This is a genomic window from Haloarcula hispanica ATCC 33960 (assembly GCF_000223905.1).
GTDB lineage: Archaea > Halobacteriota > Halobacteria > Halobacteriales > Haloarculaceae > Haloarcula > Haloarcula hispanica.
On record NC_015948.1, the window covers coordinates 1,094,174 to 1,111,434 of the forward strand.

General features: G+C 64.1%; 16 protein-coding genes. 9 read left to right on the forward strand and 7 right to left on the reverse strand.

All coding sequences use genetic code 11. The features are described 5' to 3' along the window. Positions 1–40 precede the first annotated feature (40 nt). Positions 41–472, forward strand: coding sequence for an SRPBCC family protein (locus tag HAH_RS05645; RefSeq protein WP_014040050.1), 432 nt, complete (start codon positions 41–43; stop codon positions 470–472). Positions 473–492: 20 nt separating this feature from the next. Here the strand turns inward: HAH_RS05645 and HAH_RS05650 are convergent, their stop codons facing one another. The 5 genes from HAH_RS05650 to sucC form a co-directional block, all read right to left on the reverse strand. Further along, the gene (locus HAH_RS05650) at positions 493–1,563 is read right to left on the reverse strand and encodes a sensor histidine kinase (RefSeq protein WP_044951770.1); all 1,071 of its coding nucleotides are present in this window, start codon (positions 1,561–1,563) and stop codon (positions 493–495) included. A gap of 264 nt (positions 1,564–1,827) precedes the next feature. After that, positions 1,828–2,064: a hypothetical protein gene (locus HAH_RS05655; protein WP_004593153.1), complete on the reverse strand. Its 237-nt coding sequence runs from the start codon at positions 2,062–2,064 to the stop codon at positions 1,828–1,830. Positions 2,065–2,307: 243 nt separating this feature from the next. Further along, positions 2,308–3,300, reverse strand: coding sequence for an ATP-binding protein (locus tag HAH_RS05660; RefSeq protein WP_014040052.1), 993 nt, complete (start codon positions 3,298–3,300; stop codon positions 2,308–2,310). A gap of 43 nt (positions 3,301–3,343) precedes the next feature. Further along, positions 3,344–4,216 (reverse strand): succinate--CoA ligase subunit alpha, encoded by an 873-nt coding sequence (gene sucD / locus HAH_RS05665; RefSeq protein ID WP_014040053.1) that lies wholly within the window; start codon positions 4,214–4,216, stop codon positions 3,344–3,346. After that, entirely contained in the window at positions 4,213–5,361 is a 1,149-nt protein-coding gene (gene sucC / locus HAH_RS05670; protein ID WP_014040054.1) for an ADP-forming succinate--CoA ligase subunit beta, read from the reverse strand. Before sucC ends, sucD begins: the two co-directional genes overlap by 4 nt. Before the next feature lie 226 nt (positions 5,362–5,587). Between sucC and HAH_RS05675 the strand changes: the two genes are divergently transcribed. Then, complete coding sequence (locus HAH_RS05675; RefSeq protein ID WP_014040055.1) at positions 5,588–6,370, forward strand: NAD-dependent protein deacylase; 783 nt, start codon at positions 5,588–5,590, stop codon at positions 6,368–6,370. Between the two features lie 15 nt (positions 6,371–6,385). Here the strand turns inward: HAH_RS05675 and HAH_RS05680 are convergent, their stop codons facing one another. Then, on the reverse strand, positions 6,386–6,811 hold the full coding sequence (locus HAH_RS05680) for a DUF5793 family protein (protein ID WP_014040056.1): 426 nt from the start codon (positions 6,809–6,811) through the stop codon (positions 6,386–6,388). 102 nt (positions 6,812–6,913) lie between these two features. Here HAH_RS05680 and HAH_RS05685 point away from each other — a divergent pair, with 102 nt between their 5' ends. The 7 genes from HAH_RS05685 to HAH_RS05715 all read left to right on the forward strand — a co-directional run bounded on the left by HAH_RS05685 (position 6,914) and on the right by HAH_RS05715 (position 16,128). Next, positions 6,914–7,414, forward strand: coding sequence for a TIGR04206 family protein (locus HAH_RS05685; RefSeq protein ID WP_014040057.1), 501 nt, complete (start codon positions 6,914–6,916; stop codon positions 7,412–7,414). A 133-nt stretch (positions 7,415–7,547) separates the two neighbouring features. Then, positions 7,548–9,167, forward strand: coding sequence for a type II/IV secretion system ATPase subunit (locus HAH_RS05690; protein WP_014040058.1), 1,620 nt, complete (start codon positions 7,548–7,550; stop codon positions 9,165–9,167). 1 nt (position 9,168) lies between these two features. Then, positions 9,169–11,616: a type II secretion system F family protein gene (locus HAH_RS05695; RefSeq protein WP_014040059.1), complete on the forward strand. Its 2,448-nt coding sequence runs from the start codon at positions 9,169–9,171 to the stop codon at positions 11,614–11,616. A 38-nt stretch (positions 11,617–11,654) separates the two neighbouring features. After that, the gene (ligA, locus tag HAH_RS05700; protein WP_014040060.1) at positions 11,655–13,319 is read left to right on the forward strand and encodes an ATP-dependent DNA ligase LigA; all 1,665 of its coding nucleotides are present in this window, start codon (positions 11,655–11,657) and stop codon (positions 13,317–13,319) included. A 63-nt stretch (positions 13,320–13,382) separates the two neighbouring features. Then, positions 13,383–14,129: an MBL fold metallo-hydrolase gene (locus tag HAH_RS05705; RefSeq protein ID WP_014040061.1), complete on the forward strand. Its 747-nt coding sequence runs from the start codon at positions 13,383–13,385 to the stop codon at positions 14,127–14,129. A 90-nt stretch (positions 14,130–14,219) separates the two neighbouring features. After that, positions 14,220–14,699 (forward strand): hypothetical protein, encoded by a 480-nt coding sequence (locus tag HAH_RS05710; RefSeq protein ID WP_007187990.1) that lies wholly within the window; start codon positions 14,220–14,222, stop codon positions 14,697–14,699. A gap of 145 nt (positions 14,700–14,844) precedes the next feature. Continuing rightward, a complete protein-coding gene (locus HAH_RS05715; protein WP_023843207.1) occupies positions 14,845–16,128 on the forward strand; it encodes an outer membrane protein assembly factor BamB family protein in 1,284 nt (427 codons plus the stop codon). A gap of 26 nt (positions 16,129–16,154) precedes the next feature. Here HAH_RS05715 and HAH_RS05720 read toward each other — a convergent pair whose 3' ends face one another. After that, on the reverse strand, positions 16,155–17,261 hold the full coding sequence (locus HAH_RS05720) for a DNA topoisomerase IV subunit A (protein ID WP_008309777.1): 1,107 nt from the start codon (positions 17,259–17,261) through the stop codon (positions 16,155–16,157).

The window sequence follows — 17,261 nt, forward strand, 5'->3', positions numbered from 1 at the left end:
AACTAACCTATACCTTGGCTCCGGCCTATTGCTTCTGATAATGGCACTCGAACTCGGCACGAGCAGTGTTTCGATCGAGAAAACACCGGACGGGCGACGGCTGATCGTCCGGCACGACGTCGATACGTCGGTCGACACCGTGTGGGATGTCCTGACCGACACCGACTGCTGGTCCGACTGGGGGCCGTCGGTCACAACCGTCGAAACAGACACCCGATATATCGATGACGGGACGGCCGGCCGCGTTCGCGCTGCTGGCGTGGTGTGGCTCCCGTTTGAAGTGACGGCGTGTGCGCCGTATCGCTGGACGTGGAACGTCGCTCGGCTCCCCGCAACAGGTCACTTCGCCGAGGAACGGGCTTCCGGCTCCGTCGTTGGGTTCGAGATCCCGCCGCTGGCGACCGGCTACGCTCCGGTGTGTGCCCGAGCGTGCCAGCACGTCGCTGCTATCGCACGACGACGAGAGGCGTAGGCAGTGACCGCGTCGACCCGTCAGGGCTGTATCGGCGTCTTCGAGCGCGTGTAGGTGTCTTTCTCGGAGCTATCCGTTCTCGTGATGTCCGTAATCTCGAAGCGTGTCCCGCCCCCGTCGCTTTCGGTCACGTCGATGTCCCAGCCGTGGGCTTCGACGATGCGCTGGACGATTGCCAGCCCCAGCCCGCCTTCGCCGTCCGTGGTGGTGTAGCCGTCGTCGAGCACCGCATCACGCTTTTCAGACGGAATTCCGGAGCCGTCATCGGCGACGTAAAACCCTTCAGACATCTCGCCGACACGAATCGTCAGGTTAGCACTGCCACGTTCGAGGGCGTCCTCTGACGGTGACTGCCTGCCCGTGGACCCATGCCCAACACTGTCGTCGGGCCCCGTTCGACTGCCTGTGGAGCCATGCTCCACACTGTTCCGAAACAGGTTCTCGAACAGGTGACGGAGCCGATCCGGGTCGGCGTCGATGACGGCTGTCACTTCGTTTTCGAGCGTCGCATCCGCCGTCGGCACGGCCTCCCAGCAGCTATCGACCAGTTCTGCGAGATCAACGGCCTCCGTCTCGCTGATGACGTGCCCGCTTCGAGCCAGCGTCAGCGTCCGGTCGATGAGCGTTTCCATTCGGTCCATCGCTCTCGCAGCCGTTTCCAGATGTTCCGAGTCCCGGTCCATTCGTTCGAGTTCCAACTGACCGGACGCGACGTTGAGCGGGTTCCGGAGGTCGTGTGCCACGACGGCCGCGAACTCGTCGAGGCGTTCGTTGCGCTGCTCGATGGCCTCCCGGCGGAGTCGCTGTCGCTCGGCCTCGACGGCTCGGGATATCGCGCGCGCTTCGAAGATTCCCATCATGAGGCCACCGAAGCCGCCGACGATAGCCGCAAACAGCGCCCAGCCGATGTCTTCACTTAGCGACCCCGTCGGCCAGGTTAGAATCATCGCCACATTCAACAGCAGAAAAGAAACCAGCCCCCCAGCGAACCAGACCCCGATACGCCGGTAGTGGTCCGGCTCGATCTCCGAGTTGCTGAGCCAGAACCCGCCGACGATGATCGCCGCTGCAAACGGAACGATTGCCAGCATACTGACCACGAAATCAGCAGTAACAAGCGCTGATAGGCCGGAATCAGAGAAATAAAAATAGTTAGCGACGCCTCCGAGGAGGAGCAGCCACCCGACTCCCTGAATAAGGGCTGGCAGGCGATCTGAGCGGCGATCTGGGTCTGTCACTTCCGCATCGATTTGTTAGACGTGCATTTACATCTGCTGGCCAACGGAACAGGTGTGCGGCGTATTTCCCAGCATTATCGTCGGTGTTACTGTCGGCTCGGCCTGTTTTCCTGCCAGCTACTGTTTGGTTACGCGTGCGTCCGATACTTTGTGGATGTCGTCGTCGATCCCGGTGCCGTCACAGTCGTCATTCGGACATCGATAGTGCCAGCCGTCTTCCGTCGCCGCTCGCTCGGTAAACCGGTCGCCACATTCGTCGCAGTAGAGCTGCCCGTCCGAACATGTGTCGCGGTGGAGTTCGAGTTCGAGTTCTGTGCCGAAGGTCCGCTTGCAGTTCCGACAAATATGAGGCATATTCGAAACTACAGATTCATCCCTTATAGCGATACCGGAACGTTCACGGCCGCTTCTTTCCGTTGACGGAAGGTTCAGGTCGGCCGCCGTCCGTCGGTTTTCGGCACCACATACATCTCACATCTTGGACAGTAATGGTCGACAGGGCCGAATAGCTATCGACACATCTCGGCCACAGCCAGTTCGGGACCAGCCCAGCCGCCGTCTTCCAGATACCGACAGCGATTGTGGGTGAGATAACCGCTAGGCTGTCGTCACGTCGATCCGCGTGCCGCCGGATTCGCTGCTCCCGACCGATACTGTCCAGCCGTGGGCGCGCGCCGCAGTTTCGACGAGGAACAGTCCGTATCCCTCCCCCTCCCGCGTCGTCCCGAAGCCCTGGTCGAACACTTCGTCGCGGTCCGCTTCGGGAATCCCCGGGCCGTCGTCGGCCACGTAGAACCCGGACTCGGTTGCACCGATGGTGACGGTTACGGGTCCCTCGCTGTGTGTGACCGCGTTGTCGAACAGTTCGCGGAGGAGCAACTGCAGTCGGTCGTTTTCGGCGTCGACAGACGTGTCAGTCACCACTTCCAGCGTCGCATTTTCGTAGCTCTCTGCGGCCCAGACCTCAGTGGCTACGTCAGAAAGCGAGAGCGAGTCCGTTTCCGAGACGGGACACGCGGTGCTCCCGATGCGCGAGAGATCGGTGAGCAGTGTCTCGACTCGGCGAACGGACCGATTCAATGCGTCTTCGTGGGGCTCACCGATGTCGAGTAGCTCTAATCGGCCCATAACGACGTTCAGCGGGTTCTTCGCGTCGTGAGAGACGCCGCTCGATATGTCGTCCCACTGTACGGCACCGACCCGCCAGTCGGTCGGCCACCGGGTCGCGTACGCTTCGAGTTTCGCGGCCAACAGGGATGCCGGCGTCTCCGCGGTCACGTAATCGGTGACGCCGGCCCGGAGCGCCTCGGTGACCCGGTCAGGTTCGGGGTCGGTCGCGACGAGCACAATCGGAATCTCGGCCCCGGCCGCTCGCAGTTCCTCGAACACCGCTATCCCGTCGTGGTCGCCGTCGTCACTGACGACGACACCCCTGACGTCCCCGTCGTTCAGCCGGTCCTGTACGGTGCTCGTGTCTGGGACTGCCTCGGCGGTTGTCTCGTCCGTCGTCAGTGCTTCGGAGAGTGCCGCAGCTAGGTCTGTCGCTTCGGTACCGACCACGAGATAGACGGTCCCACGAGCAGGCGTCATCACCTGACACTACGAAAACGGACGACAAGAAACCGACGGTGCCCTACAGCAGGTCTTCGACGTGGTCGGCGACTTCCTCTGGTGTGTCACCGACAGGGACGCCGTTGTCCTCAAGCGCGGTAATCTTCGACTGCGCGGTCCCGGTACCGGAGCCGGAGACGATAGCGCCGGCGTGGCCCATGCGCTTTCCGGGCGGTGCGGTCCGACCGGCGATGAAGCCGGCGACCGGCGTGTCCATGTGCTCGCCAATGAAGCGCGCGGCCTCCTCCTCGTCTTCACCGCCGATTTCGCCGCACATCACGACGGCGTGGGTGTCGGGGTCGGCCTCGAACTGTTCGAGCGCGCCGATGAAGTCCGTCCCGATAATGGGGTCGCCGCCGATACCGATGGCCGTCGACTGGCCGATGCCGCGGTTGGTGAGGTTGTCGACGACCTGGTAGGTCAGCGTCCCCGAGCGGGAGACGAGACCGACGTTCCCCTCTGAGAAGATGTTCCCCGGGAGGATGCCGAGCTTGGCGACGCCGGGCGTGATGACGCCGGGGCAGTTCGGACCGACGAGATGCGTGTCGGTCTCCTGCAGTTTGCGGTAGACCCGGGCCATGTCCTGGGTCGGGATACCCTCGGTGATGGCGACGACGAGGTCGATGCCGTCTGCATCGAGTGCCTCGAAGCAGGCGTCACCGGCGAAGGCCGGCGGCACGAACACGACGGCGGCGTTGGCGTCTTCCTCGCGGGCCGCGCCCTGCACGGTGTCGAACACCGGGACGCCGGCGACTTCTTGGCCGCCGCGGCCGGGCACTGCGCCGGCGACGACGTTCGTCCCGTACTCAAGCATCTGTTCGGTGTGGAACTTCCCTTCTCCGCCGGTGATTCCCTGTACAACGACGCGTGTGTCTTCGTCGACTAGAACACTCATGCTTCCACCTCCTTTGCGTACTCGACCGCACGCTGGACGGCGTCCTCCAGCGTGTGCTCGACCGTGACCAGGTCCTCGTTCAGAATCTCCATCCCCTCCTCGGCGTTGGTCCCCGCGAGTCGGACGGTGACTGGCTTCGGAATCTCGTCGAACTGCTCCAGCGCCTGGTTGATGCCGTTAGCGACCTCGTCGCCGCGGGTGATGCCGCCGAAGATGTTGAACACGACCGAGTCGACGTTCTCGTCGGAGAACACCATGTCGAGCGCGTTGGCGATGCGGTCGGCCTTCGCGCCGCCGCCCACGTCGAGGAAGTTGGCGGGTTCGCCGCCGTAGTAGTCCACGAGGTCCAGCGTCGTCATCACGAGGCCCGCGCCGTTGCCGATGATGCCGACATTGCCGTCCAGTCGGACGTAGTCGAAGCCGTACTCGTCGGCCTTCTGTTCGAGTTCGTCGCCCTCCGCCGCTTCCTCGCCCATCTCCGCGATTTCGGGCTGGCGGAACAGCGCGTCGCCGTCGATGTTCATGACAGCGTCGGCCGCGATGACCTCGTCGTCGGCCGTGATCATCAGCGGGTTGATCTCCGTGTCGGCGCCGTCGCGGTCGTCCCAGAGCTGGTACAGCGTCGTGAGGACGCTCGCCACGTCGTTTGCGACCTCGCGGTCGACACCGGCCTCGTAGACGACCTTCCGGGCCTGGAACGGGTGCATGCCGAAGGCGGGGTCGATGTGCTCCCGGGCGATGGCGTCGGGGTCCTCTTCGGCGACCTCCTCGATGTTGACGCCACCTTTAGTGGACACCATTGCGACGGGGCGGCCCTCGCCGCGGTCCATCGTCACGCCGACGTACAGCTCGTTGACGAAGTCGACGGCTTCCTCCACGAGCACCTTCGAGACGTGGTAGCCCTTGAGGTCCATCCCGATGATGTCCTCGGCAGCTTCGCGAGCCTCCTCCTTGGACTCGACGAGCTTGATGCCGCCGGCCTTGCCGCGGCCGCCGACGTGTACCTGTGCTTTGATGGCGACCGGATATCCGATTTCCTCGGCCGCGTCGACGGCCTCGTCCACTGTCTCGGCCAGCTGCGAGGCGGGCGTCGGGATGCCCGCGTCAGCGAAGACTTGCTTCGCCTGGTATTCGTGCAAGCGCATGTCATGCAGAAAGCCGAGCGGTGGCGATTTAAATCCGTCCGTTTCTCTTCCGGCGACCACGCGGAATCCGTCCCAGTTTACTGTGGGTGAGGATAGTGGTTCGGGAGCGCGCTGTAGCGCGATACGGCTGGTTCTGAAGCGACTCGGGATGCCAAGGAGCGTTCCGGCCGTCCCAACATCGAATCCAATCCGATAGACCCACAGCGCCACACTGCGAAGCGAGCGTATGGCCGACGACAGGCACGGGACCGACGACGTCGACGACGAGACGCTGGATGCTGTGGCCGAGGCGCTTCGCACCGCCGAAACTGGCGTCGCCCTCACCGGCGCGGGCGTCTCGACAGCGTCGGGCATCCCCTCCTTTCGCGGCGACGACGGTATCTGGGAGCGCCACGACCCGGCGGACTTCCACCGCCGTCGCCTCGACGCCGACCCGGCGGGCTTCTGGGCGGACCGAATATCGCTGCGGGAGGTCATCTACGGCGACATAGACCCCGAGCCCAACGCCGCCCACGAGGCGCTGGCGGCGCTTGAAGCGGACGGCCACCTCGACGCCGTGCTCACGCAGAACATCGACGGGCTGCACGACGCCGCCGGGACGGACCGGGTCGTCGAACTGCACGGAACCCATCGGCGCGTGGTCTGTGACGACTGCGGCCACCGTCGGGAGGCCGAGGCGGTATTCGAACAGGCCGCCGAAAGCAGCGACTTACCGCCGCGCTGTGACTGCGGCGGCGTCTACCGCCCGGACGTCGTGCTGTTCGGCGAACCCATGCCCGACGTGGCGATGCACGAAGGCCAGCGCCTCGCCCGGGACAGCGACGTGTTCCTGGCTGTAGGGTCGTCCCTGTCGGTACAGCCCGCGTCACTGCTTCCGAAAATCGCGGCGGAAGCGGGGAGCACGCTGATCGTGATAAACTACGAGGAAACGCCGCGTGACGCGAGTGCGGCGCACGTACTTCGTGCGGATGTCACGCAGGTCCTTCCGACGCTTGTCGAGCGGGTGTAACAGCGCGGAGGCGGTCTACAGCTCGACGCCGCCGGGAATCAGGCTCTGCCCGCGCAGGAGGCTCCCGTCGGGGTCGTAGACGAGCAGCGTCCGCAGTTCGTAGGTCCGTGACTCGTCTTCGCCGTCGGTGAGATGGACTGTAAACTGTGGGTCTTCTTGAGCGTCCGCCGCGGAAACGAGCGCGTCGATGTCCGCCGTCGGTGCTGTCGCCTCGAAAATGTACTCACCGGTGAGGCGGTTCGTCAGCGAAAGCACCCCGTCGCTTTCGGGCTGGCGGCGGAAGGTCACGTCGATCTCTTCGCCATCGAGTGTGCCGCCGTCTACTTTACTGAGGCGCTCGCGGAGCTCTCCTGTCGGCCCATCGTATACAATCGCGATCGTCGGGTCGTCGTTGTCGGTGGCCGAAGCCTGGATGTCGACGGTGAAGTAATCACGCCTCATTCCGGTGTTTACAGGTACGTGGCCCGGCCAAATGAACGTAACGGCGCACCGACTGTCGGTATCGGTAGCTTTTACCGGACCGGCCCACCCTCTGACAGTAGCATGGCCTGGGTGAAATCAGAGTACGCCGGCGAGTTCGCGGTGCTTGCGACGTGGCTCGTGGGACTGGCCCCGTGGTCGGTGTCGCTGTTCGAGATTGAGGGGGTAACTGTCGTCGGGCTTCGCTTTCTTCCGTTCCGGTTCCAGTTCATCTTCGGAGCGACGCTCCCCGGAGAGCGGCCGTTTCTCTGGGCGTGGCAGGTCGCCGCGTTCCAGGAGTCGGAGCCGCTTGCGCTCGCCGGGACACTCGGGGTCGCGGCCCTGGTCGGCTTCCTGTTCCCGCTCGGCCTCAGCCTCTATTACTACGCCGCTGAGGACCGTGTTGAAGCGACCTTCCCCGTGGACCCGGTTCGCCTGTTTGGCGGCTTGCTTGGACTCGTCGGCGTCCTCACGCTCGCGGCCAGCGGGCTGTTCATCACGTCGTTTCCCGGCGTCACCGTTCCCGTCGGCGCGCTTGTCGCGCTCGTGTTCGCCTATCTCCTGTTGACCGTCGACCGAGCCTGACGGGCAGTGCCGTCTCGTTCGTTCGACCGCTGGCGATTATACTCCTGATAATTTGGCGAGCGAATTTAAGTAGGTGGATACGATAGCAGAGGTATATTCCGCGGAGCACCGTGTGCTCCCCACTGAACCACCGATGTCGAACCCAGAATCTCCCGAACCCGGTGCCTTCGTTTCGGACCCGCTCGGCCACATCCAGTCGTGGCTCTCGCGGACCGCGACGGTGTTGAGCGGGTCAGCGGTTCCGACGGCAAACTACGACCCCAGCCGCCACGGGACGCTGGTCGAGTTCGACGGCCTGAACGGCTACAACGAGGTCGAACGCTACTGGCTGAACGCCCCCTTCGCCTTCGCCTCTATCAACCACGACCCGGACCGCGACGAGCACCTGTATCAGGTCGTCGAGCCGTCGCTGACCGACATCGAGCGAGAACTGCTCGACCGTCTGTTCGAGGACATTCGCATCCCGCTTATCTACCGCGACGATGTCGACGCCGACCCGGAGCGCGTCCTCGCCGAAGAACTCGAAGCCAGGCTTGAGGAGTACGGCGTCGTCATCGAACCCGAGACGTTCTACCGCCTGTTTTATTACCTACATCGCTCCTTCCAGGGCTACGGCCACATCGACCCCCTGATGCACGACCCGGACATCGAGGACATCTCCTGTGACGGGGCGAACCTCCCCATCTTCGTCTACCACGACGGCTACACGGACATCGAGACGAACATCACCTACGACGCCGACGAACTGAACGACTTCGTCATCCAGCTGGCCCAGCGCTCCGGTCGGCACGTCTCCGTCTCTGACCCCGTCGTCTCGACGACGCTCCCGGACGGCTCCCGTATCGAACTGGCGCTCGGCGAGGAGGTGACTCCCCGCGGTTCGGCATTCACCATCCGGAAATACGCCGACGAACCGTTCACGCCGATTGAACTGCTGGACTATGGCACGTTCTCCGTCGAGATGCTCGCGTACCTCTGGCTGGCCATCGAGTCCAACAAGTCGCTCATCTTCGCCGGCGGAACGGCGGCCGGCAAGACCACGTCGATGAACGCGCTGGCGATGTTCCTCCCGCCCCGGTCGAAGGTACTCTCAATTGAGGACACCCGCGAGCTATCCCTGTATCACGACAACTGGCTCTCCTCAGTCACCCGCGAGCGACTGGACGATTCGGACATCACGATGTACGACCTGCTGCGGTCCGCGCTCCGGCACCGCCCCGAGTACATCATCGTCGGCGAGGTGCGCGGCGAAGAAGCCATCACGCTGTTCCAGGCGATGAACACTGGCCACACGACGTTCTCGACGATGCACGCGGACTCGGTCCAGACCGTCATCAACCGGCTGGAGAACGAGCCGATCAACGTCCCGCGGCCGATGGTCCAGAGCCTCGACATCCTCTGTGTGCAGGTGCTGGCCCGCTCGGGCGACGAGCGCGTCCGCCGCGCGAAGACGCTCGCCGAAATCGAAGGCATCGACCAGCGGACCGGCGAACTGGACTACTCGACGACGTACAACTGGCGGGCCACAGAGGACCGCTTCTCCGAGAACAACAGCGAGCTACTGGACGAAATCCGCGACGAGCGCGGCTGGACGCAGTCGGAGCTGTTGACCGAGCTCCGCAACCGACAGCGGTTCCTCCGTTACCTCCAGTCCGAGGGCATCACCGACTACCGGAAGTTCACGGCGATGGTCAACAAGTACTACGCGGACAAGGAACAGGTCATGGCGAACATCGACGATGCGATAGCCTGACATGGCGCTGAACCCGCTCGGTCTGGCTCCGCTCGCCGTCGTCGTCGGGATTCTCGGGCTGGTCGGCTACAGCACCGTCAACGAGCGCTTCGACCGCAACGTCACGCGGCTGTCCCGACGGCTCTTCGGCCGGTACGTAGGCCAGTCGCCAAAACGCGAACGGCAGCTCGAAGCCGCATACGTCGACGAGACGTACCGCGGCTACGCCGCCAGAACGCTGGTGTACGCCTGTGTGGGGGCTGTCGCCGGCGCTATCACCGGCGCGTACGCCATCGGCGGCTTTCTGCTTGTGTTACCGGCGCTAGTGAACCTTGCACAGGGGCTCCCCTCGACGATGGTGAACGCCTTCGGCCTGCGAACGTTCGAACTCGTGCTGACGCCGACAGGGACTCTCTACATCCTCATCGGCGGCGGCGTGCTTTCGGGCGCGGCGACGGCCGGCCTCACGTACCTCTACCGCTGGGAACGGCTCAAGAATCAGGCAGACGTGCGAAGCCGGAACATCGACGAGGGGATGGCCCGCACCATTGCCTTCATGTACGCGCTGTCCCGCGGTGGGATGTCCTTCCCGGACGTGATGCGTGTCCTGGCCCGGAATCAAGAAATCTACGGTGACACAGCCAGAGAGGTCGGCGTCGCTGTCAGGGAGATGGACCTGTTCGGCCGGGACATGATAACGGCGCTCGAACACGTCTCCCGGCGGACGCCCAGCGAACGGTTCAAGACGTTCACCGAGAACCTCTCCAGCGTCCTCCAGAGCGGCCAGTCGCTGGCCCCGTTCCTCCGCGAGCAGTACGAGCGCCATCAGGAGGAAGCCGCCGAGCGTCAGGAGGACCTGCTGGAACGGCTGGCAACGGTCGCCGAGGCGTACGTCACCGTGTTCGTCGCCGCCGTGCTCTTCTTGATGACGATTCTCCTCGTGTTCGGCCTGACGACGACGGACACGCTCTGGCTGTTACAGATGATGGCATATCTCGTCATCCCGCTGGCTAACGTCGGGTTCATGGTATATCTCGATAGCAAGCTCCAGTCGCTTGGTATCGGGAACGGCGGGACGACAGACATTCTGGACCGGTACGAAACGGCGACGCTGGGGAAACCCAGTCTGGGGTCTGGCCCTCTCGGCCTGCCTGATGGCGGCGTCGTCCCGGCCGACGAGGCGAACTGGGACCGGCTCAGGTTCCACGACCGCGTGGAATCGCTTCGGGAACTGCTCAGCTCCCCGATTCAGTCGCTGGTCTGGAACCCGGTGTACGTCCTCTATCTCACCGTGCCCGTCGCGGTAGTGCTGTTGCTCGTCCGTGCCCCACCTGCGTTCCAGGCATCGACGGTCAACATCCGTCTCCTCGACGACCTCGTCATCCAGTCAGTCCTGCTGATTCTGGGGCCGTTCGCGCTGGTGCGGTTCATCTACACGCAGCGGCTATCCCGAATCGAGGACGCGACGCCGGACCTGCTCGAACGGCTGGCGAGCCTGAACGAGGCCGGGATGACCGTCGTGGAGAGTCTCCGCCGGGTCCGCGGCAGTGACATCGGCGTGCTCACCCAGGAGATGCACCGCATCTGGGCCGACATCAGGATGGGCGCGAACGTCGACGACGCGCTCGTCCGGTTCGGCCGCCGGGTCCAGACCACGGCCGTCACGCGGATCGTGACGCTGTTGACCCACGCGATGCACGCCTCGGGCCAGCTCGGCCCGGTGTTCCGCATCGCGGCCACCCAGTCACGGGCGGACCTCCGACTGAAACGGCGGCGACGCCAGCAGATGCTCACCTACCTCGTCGTCATCTACGTCGCCTTCCTGGTGTTTCTGGTCATCATCGTCGCCGTGCAGGAGGTGCTCGTCCCGAGCTTGCCGTCCAGCGTGCCGACGCCGGCCGGGGAGTCGAACCGACTGGGCGTCAACGTCGACCAGTTCGCCCGCTTCGGCCGCGTCGACAAGGCCGCGTACACGCTCGTGTTCTTCCACACCGCGCTGATTCAGGCCGTCCTCACCGGCTTCATCGGCGGCCAACTCGGCGAGGGCACGCTCAAGGACGGCGCGAAACACGCCGCAATTCTGCTGGGTGTCGCGTACGTCGCGTTCATCTTGCTGTCCTCGCCGGTCGCGTCGATGACGGTCACCAGCCCCGCCGTGTCCGGCGACCAGATAACGGTCGAATCAGCGTCTCTTTCGGAGGGAGGGTTCATTGTTGTCCGGGAGTTCGAGGAGGACGGCAGAGTGCTCGGGACCTCCGAGTACCTTTCTTCAGGGTCCCACGGCGACGTACAGATAACGCTTGACAGGCCGCCGTCGACTGGCCAGTCGCTCGTACTGGTGGCTCATCAGGACACCAACGGGAACCAGCAACTCGACTACCCTTTCGGTGACAATTCGGGGACGCCGGACCGACCATACTCGTCGTCGACGGCCGGCGAGAACGTCACCGTCGAGTACACGGTCGAGTGACGCTGGATTTACGGTTCACAATCGGGTAGGAGGCGCTGATGGAGTTTGCCGCCTTCGCCGACCGGGCCGAGAAAATCGAAGCTGAGAGTGCCGATACCGCGATTACGGAGGCGGTTACTGCCCTACTTACCGACGCTGGGCCGGACCTCTCGACGCTCGCTCGCTTCGTCCAGGGCCGTGTGTTTCCGTCCTACGAGTCCCGCACGCTCGACATCGGGCCGCGGCTCTGCTACGAGGCGATTGCCCGGGCGGCGGGCCAGAACGTCAGTACTGACGACGTGGAGCAGCGCCTCGCGGACCTGGGCGAAATCGGGGCCGTCGCGGCCAGCTACGACCTCGGTGGTCAGCAGGGCCTCGCCGCGTTCGGTGCTGGTGGTGGAGGGGACGACGCGCTGACCGTCGCGGAACTCGACGACGAGCTACGGAACCTGGCGGCTGTCGACGGCAGTGGGAGCCAAGGGACGAAAGTCGATATCCTCTTTGGCCTGTTCTCGCGGTGTTCGTCGACGGAAGCCGGCTACCTCGCCCGCCTCGTCCTCTCAGAGATGCGTATCGGCGTCGGCGAGGGGACGGTCCGGGACGCTGTGGCGGCCGCTTTCGACGTGCCAGTCGAGGCCGTCGAACGGGCCGTGCAGGTGTCGAACGACTACGGTATGGTTGCCGAAGTGGCCCGCGACGAGGGGGAGTCCGGACTGGCGACCGTCACCCTCGAAATCGGCCGCCCCGTTCAGGCGATGCTGGCACAGGCGGGCACGGTCGCTGGCGCGCTCGAAGACTGGGACCGCGCCGCGGTCGAGTGGAAGTACGATGGGGCTCGCGTGCAGGTCCACTTCGACGGCGAGGACGCGCGGCTGTTCTCCCGGAACATGGAGGAAGTCACGGACCCGCTTCCCGAGGTCGTCGACACTGTCGAGTCGACACTCGACGCACCGGCAATTCTCGACGGCGAGGTGGTCGCAGTCGACGCCGACGGCGACCCGCTCCCGTTTCAGGAGGTGCTGCGGCGCTTCCGCCGGAAACACGACGTTGCCGCGGCCCGCGAGGACGTGGCCGTCCGCCTGCACGCCTTCGACTGCCTGCACGCCGACGGCGAGGACCTGCTCGATGCCTCGCTGAAGACGCGCCATGACCGCCTCGAATCACTCTTGCCTGCCGGGAGTGACGTTGTCTCGCGGATGTGGCTGTCCGACGACGCCGAGGAAATTGAAAATCTGGAGGCTGAGGCCCTCGCCGCTGGGCAGGAGGGAATCATGCTGAAAGACCCGACTGCAGCCTACTCGCCCGGAAAGCGGGGCAAGCACTGGCGCAAGCGCAAGCCCGACGTGGAGACGCTGGACTGCGTCGTCACCGGCGCGGAGTGGGGCGAGGGCCGCCGGGCGAACGTCCTGGGCTCGTTCGAACTGTCTGTTCGGACCGACGACGGTTACGCCACCGTCGGCAACGTCGCGACGGGCATTACCGACGAGGAACTGGACGACCTGACGGAGCGCTTCGAACCGCACATCCGGCGAGAGGACGGCCGCGACGTGGCGCTCGACCCAGCTATCGTCTTCGAGGTCGGCTACGAGGAGATCCAGGCCTCACAGTCCTACGCCTCGGGCTACGCGCTTCGGTTCCCCCGGTTCCTCTCGGTCCGCGAGGACAAGACGCCCGCCGGCGCTGACTCGCTGGAGCGCGTCGAGCGGCTGGCGGCGTCACAGTAACGCCGCCGGTGTAATTCGAGGCGGACCGACACGCGTAATGGGCGTCTCCGAGAACGACCGTACATGACAGTCAGACACGACGGCATCACCGCGGAGTGGCTCGGCTACGCGACGCTCCGACTGGAAGGCGATGACACAGTCGTCTACTTTGACCCCGGCCGCTACGGCGTGCTCACCGGCGAGTGGGAGCCAGATACGCCCGGTATCGGCCATCCGCCGACGCGGGACTACGCCCCGAAAGACGGCGACATCGTCTGTGTGACCCACATCCACCACTACGACCCCGACGGCATCCGCCGCGTCGCAAGCGAGGACGCCACCGTCGTCGCGTTCGAAGGTATCAACGTCCACGCGACCGACCGCGACCTCGACCGCCTCGCCGACCTCGACTACGAGGTCCGCAAAGTGTCGATGGAGGCCGACGTGCTGGTCGACGACGTCCCGATCTGGACCATGCCGGCCTACAACCACGAGGACGGCCGGAACGTGAAAGACGACGGCAGCCCCATCCACCCGAGAGGCATCGGCTGTGGCTTCCTCGTCTCGCTGGACGACACCCGCGTGTTCTGGCCGGGCGACACCGACGTGCTGGACGGCCACGCCGAACTCGACGTGTCGCTGTTCGTCCCCTCTATCGCCAAGAACTACACCATGAACCGCCACGAGGCCGCCGATCTGGCCGAGGCGATGGACCCGGACCTCGTGCTCCCGATGCACTACAACACGTTCGAGTCGCTCGAAGCCGACTCGGGTGCGTTCGCCGAGGATGTCGCAAAACGCGGCGTTCCGGTCGTGCTGGACGAGAACTGACTGGCGAACCCGTCTTCGGCGACCCGAGACAGCGGACGGTCTATCTGTCAGTCAAAACAACATTGAAGGATTCAGCAGAACACCACCGACATGGAACGCGCCAGTGACCGAACAGGGGAAACACGTTCCCCAGCCGAACGAACGCCCTCGTTTGGTCACCTACTGCTCGTCTGGCTCCTCGTCGGGCCGTCGCTGTGGTCCCTCGGTTCTGCCGTGGCCGATGCGATTCAGGCCGAACTGCCGCTGTCGACGATGGGAGCCGGCCTGCTGTTCGGAACGATAGTCGTCGTGTCGTTCTGGACCGCCGGCTTTCAGCCCTCACTCAGGGCCAGTTTCGGCTATTTTGTCGCGGAACTGAGTATCTATCTGGTCTTGGCTGTCGGGGTCGTTACGGTCTTCGTTCCGACCTTTACACCGTGGGTTACGATTGCTGTCCAACTCGTGTCTATCTGTCTCGCCGCGACGCTGGTGTTCACCCCGGTCGGTGCGAACATACGGAACTGGTTCCGGCGACATGTCCGCTCTCTGCTGAAACTACCGCCACAAGACCGGTCAGTCGATCACGACTGATGGATTCTCGACCGAGCAAACGCGGATTCGTTTTGCCGGTCAGTCGTTCCGGGTAGTACACTAATTGCGCACCGGCCTCACCACGACTGTTCCCGTTTTCCACTCGACAGAAAACATTTATCGAGTGACAGGAGATGGAATCCCAATGCCCTCCTCCCGTCGGCGATACCTTCGTGGCTGTGTGGCGACCCTCGGACTGGCGTCCGCTGGCTGTCTCGGTTCGAACGGGTACATAGAGACTTCACCGATTGGAACTGAGACGACACCAGAATTAGAGGCTGGGACGGCCGCCCACAAGCAGAGCAGGGAAACGGAACCGTTCGTCGCCTGGCAGCAATCACTCGGTTCACCGATCACTGCCCCGCCAATTAGTACGGGGAGCGGTCTGTCCGTCGGGACTGAGTCGGGAACGGTCAAATCATTTGCAACTGCTGACGGGAGCCAACAGTGGATGTACGATGCGAGCGACCCCATCCGCGCGCAGCCGAGACGCGTCGGGAACACCGTATTCGTCGTAAGCGGGAAAGAGGGGCTGTACGAGGACCACATCGTCGTGGCACTCGACGCCGAAAGCGGTGCAAAGCAGTGGACGTTCTCGCCCGGGGAGTGGTGGCTGGAGTTGCTCGGCGCGACCGAGGAGATGGTGTACGTCGGGACCAACACCGATGCCCCGTCGAAGCAGGGACGGACGCTCTACGCGCTCGCTGTTGCCGACGGGTCGGTGCAATGGTCCGGGGAAATCGGGGACCAGTACGAGGGAGCGGTGCGCAACGGGGCGATATACGTGGCGTCGTACGGCCGGTTCTACGCGTACGACGCTGAGACCGGTGAGAAACGGTGGGCTACTGACGTTGCCGACTACTACTCTCGGACGATGGTCGCCACCGACGACACGCTCTGTTATGCCGCCGACGTGGACGAGACCCGCGGCACGCTAATCGGCGTCGCTGCCGACACCGGTGAGACCGTCTGGAGACACGACGAGGGGTCCGTCGCATCGACGACACTTCACGACGGAACGCTCTATATCGGTGGCACACACGTCGCTGCGCTCGACCCCGCGAGTGGCGAGCAACAGTGGCAAGCGGAGCAGTCCGGCTACGTCCAACAAGCCCCGGTTCAGAACGGCGTCCTCTATGCAGGTGGTGACAAGATACGTGGCTACGACGGTAGCAACGGCGAACAGAGATGGACGTGGGAGCCCGACGCGGACGTTGAAGGAGTGGTGCCGGCAGCAGTCGTTTCCGATACCCTGTACGTGGACTCGTGGACGGACGGCGACCCGCGGAATCGATTCAAGTTCGCGGTCGATACGACGGCCGGAACGAAACGGTGGGCGTTCGATGTCGGGAGCAATCTGACCGATCTGTCCGTCGACGAAAATGGGGCCTATGTCGCCGCTGCCGATACCGTGTACGCGCTGGAATAGCCGAGAAAACGCCCCGCTGATGCCGTCTAAAGCAGCCCCATCTCGTCCAGCCGCTCGGGCAGGTACGTCTCAGTCACGAAGTCAAGCCCCCGAGAAGCGAGCGCCTGCTGTTCGGCCTTCTTGTTGATGTCGAGCTGGAGTTCTATCTGTTCCTCCCAGAAGTCAGTCTGGAAACGCGGGTCCTCAAGTTCGCTCTCTAAGGCGTTGACGTCGGAGTCCGACAGGGGGTCCGTCGGCAGTTCGTACTCGACGATGTCCTCCGGGCGGATGCCGATGAACTGCGCTTCAGGCGTCGCCAGATACTCCGAGAGGTGCGCGCTCTTGATGGAGCCGTAGGAGACCGACCCGAAGATGCGGTACGACCACGGGTCACCGTCAGTGAATACCGTGACCGGGAGGTCGAGTTCGTCGTGGAGGCGCTTGATGAGCCGCCGAGTCGCCCGCGCGGGCTGACCGCCGAGGTGGACCACCAGCGCGTCGTACTCGTCGTCGAAGCCGTTCTCGACGAGTCGGTCGCGCATGCCGCCGGTCTCCACGCAGAGGACGAACTTCGCGTCGTTGTCGAGGAACTCGATGGTGTCGGGGTTGTTCGGGATCTGGTAGCCGCCCTGTCCCACGTCGTCCTGACAGTGGATCTCGCGGTCGCCGCGGTTGGTCTGCTCGCGGAGGAGCAGCGGTCCCATCACCTTCGCACCAGACTCCTCCGGACGCATATGGAAGTCCTCGCGCTTGACATCGGAGACGATTTCCAGATCTTCGATGAGGTTGTTCGACTCGTCTTGCGTGTTGAACTGGGCCTCGTCGAGGTCCCAGGACTCCGAGAGGTAGTACAGTTCACGCAGGGTCGATGAGCGGTCCTCCTCTAGTTGCTGGGAGAGGAAATCGATAGTGTAGACGGCCTTCAGGATCTTCTCGGCCCCGGATATCGTCTTGGCCGACCGCGTGGAGTTCCGGTCGCCGTACACCCAGACCTGCTCGTCCTCGTCGAAGACGATGTTGGACTTGGTCCGGGTCGGGATGGTCATCGTCGGCACCTCGCCGTCGGCGAACTGGTCGTAGAAGTCCGCCGCGAGGTCGATGAGTTGCTCGCGCGCTTCCTCGGTGTCGGGTGTGGTGTCTGAGTCGGTGCTCAT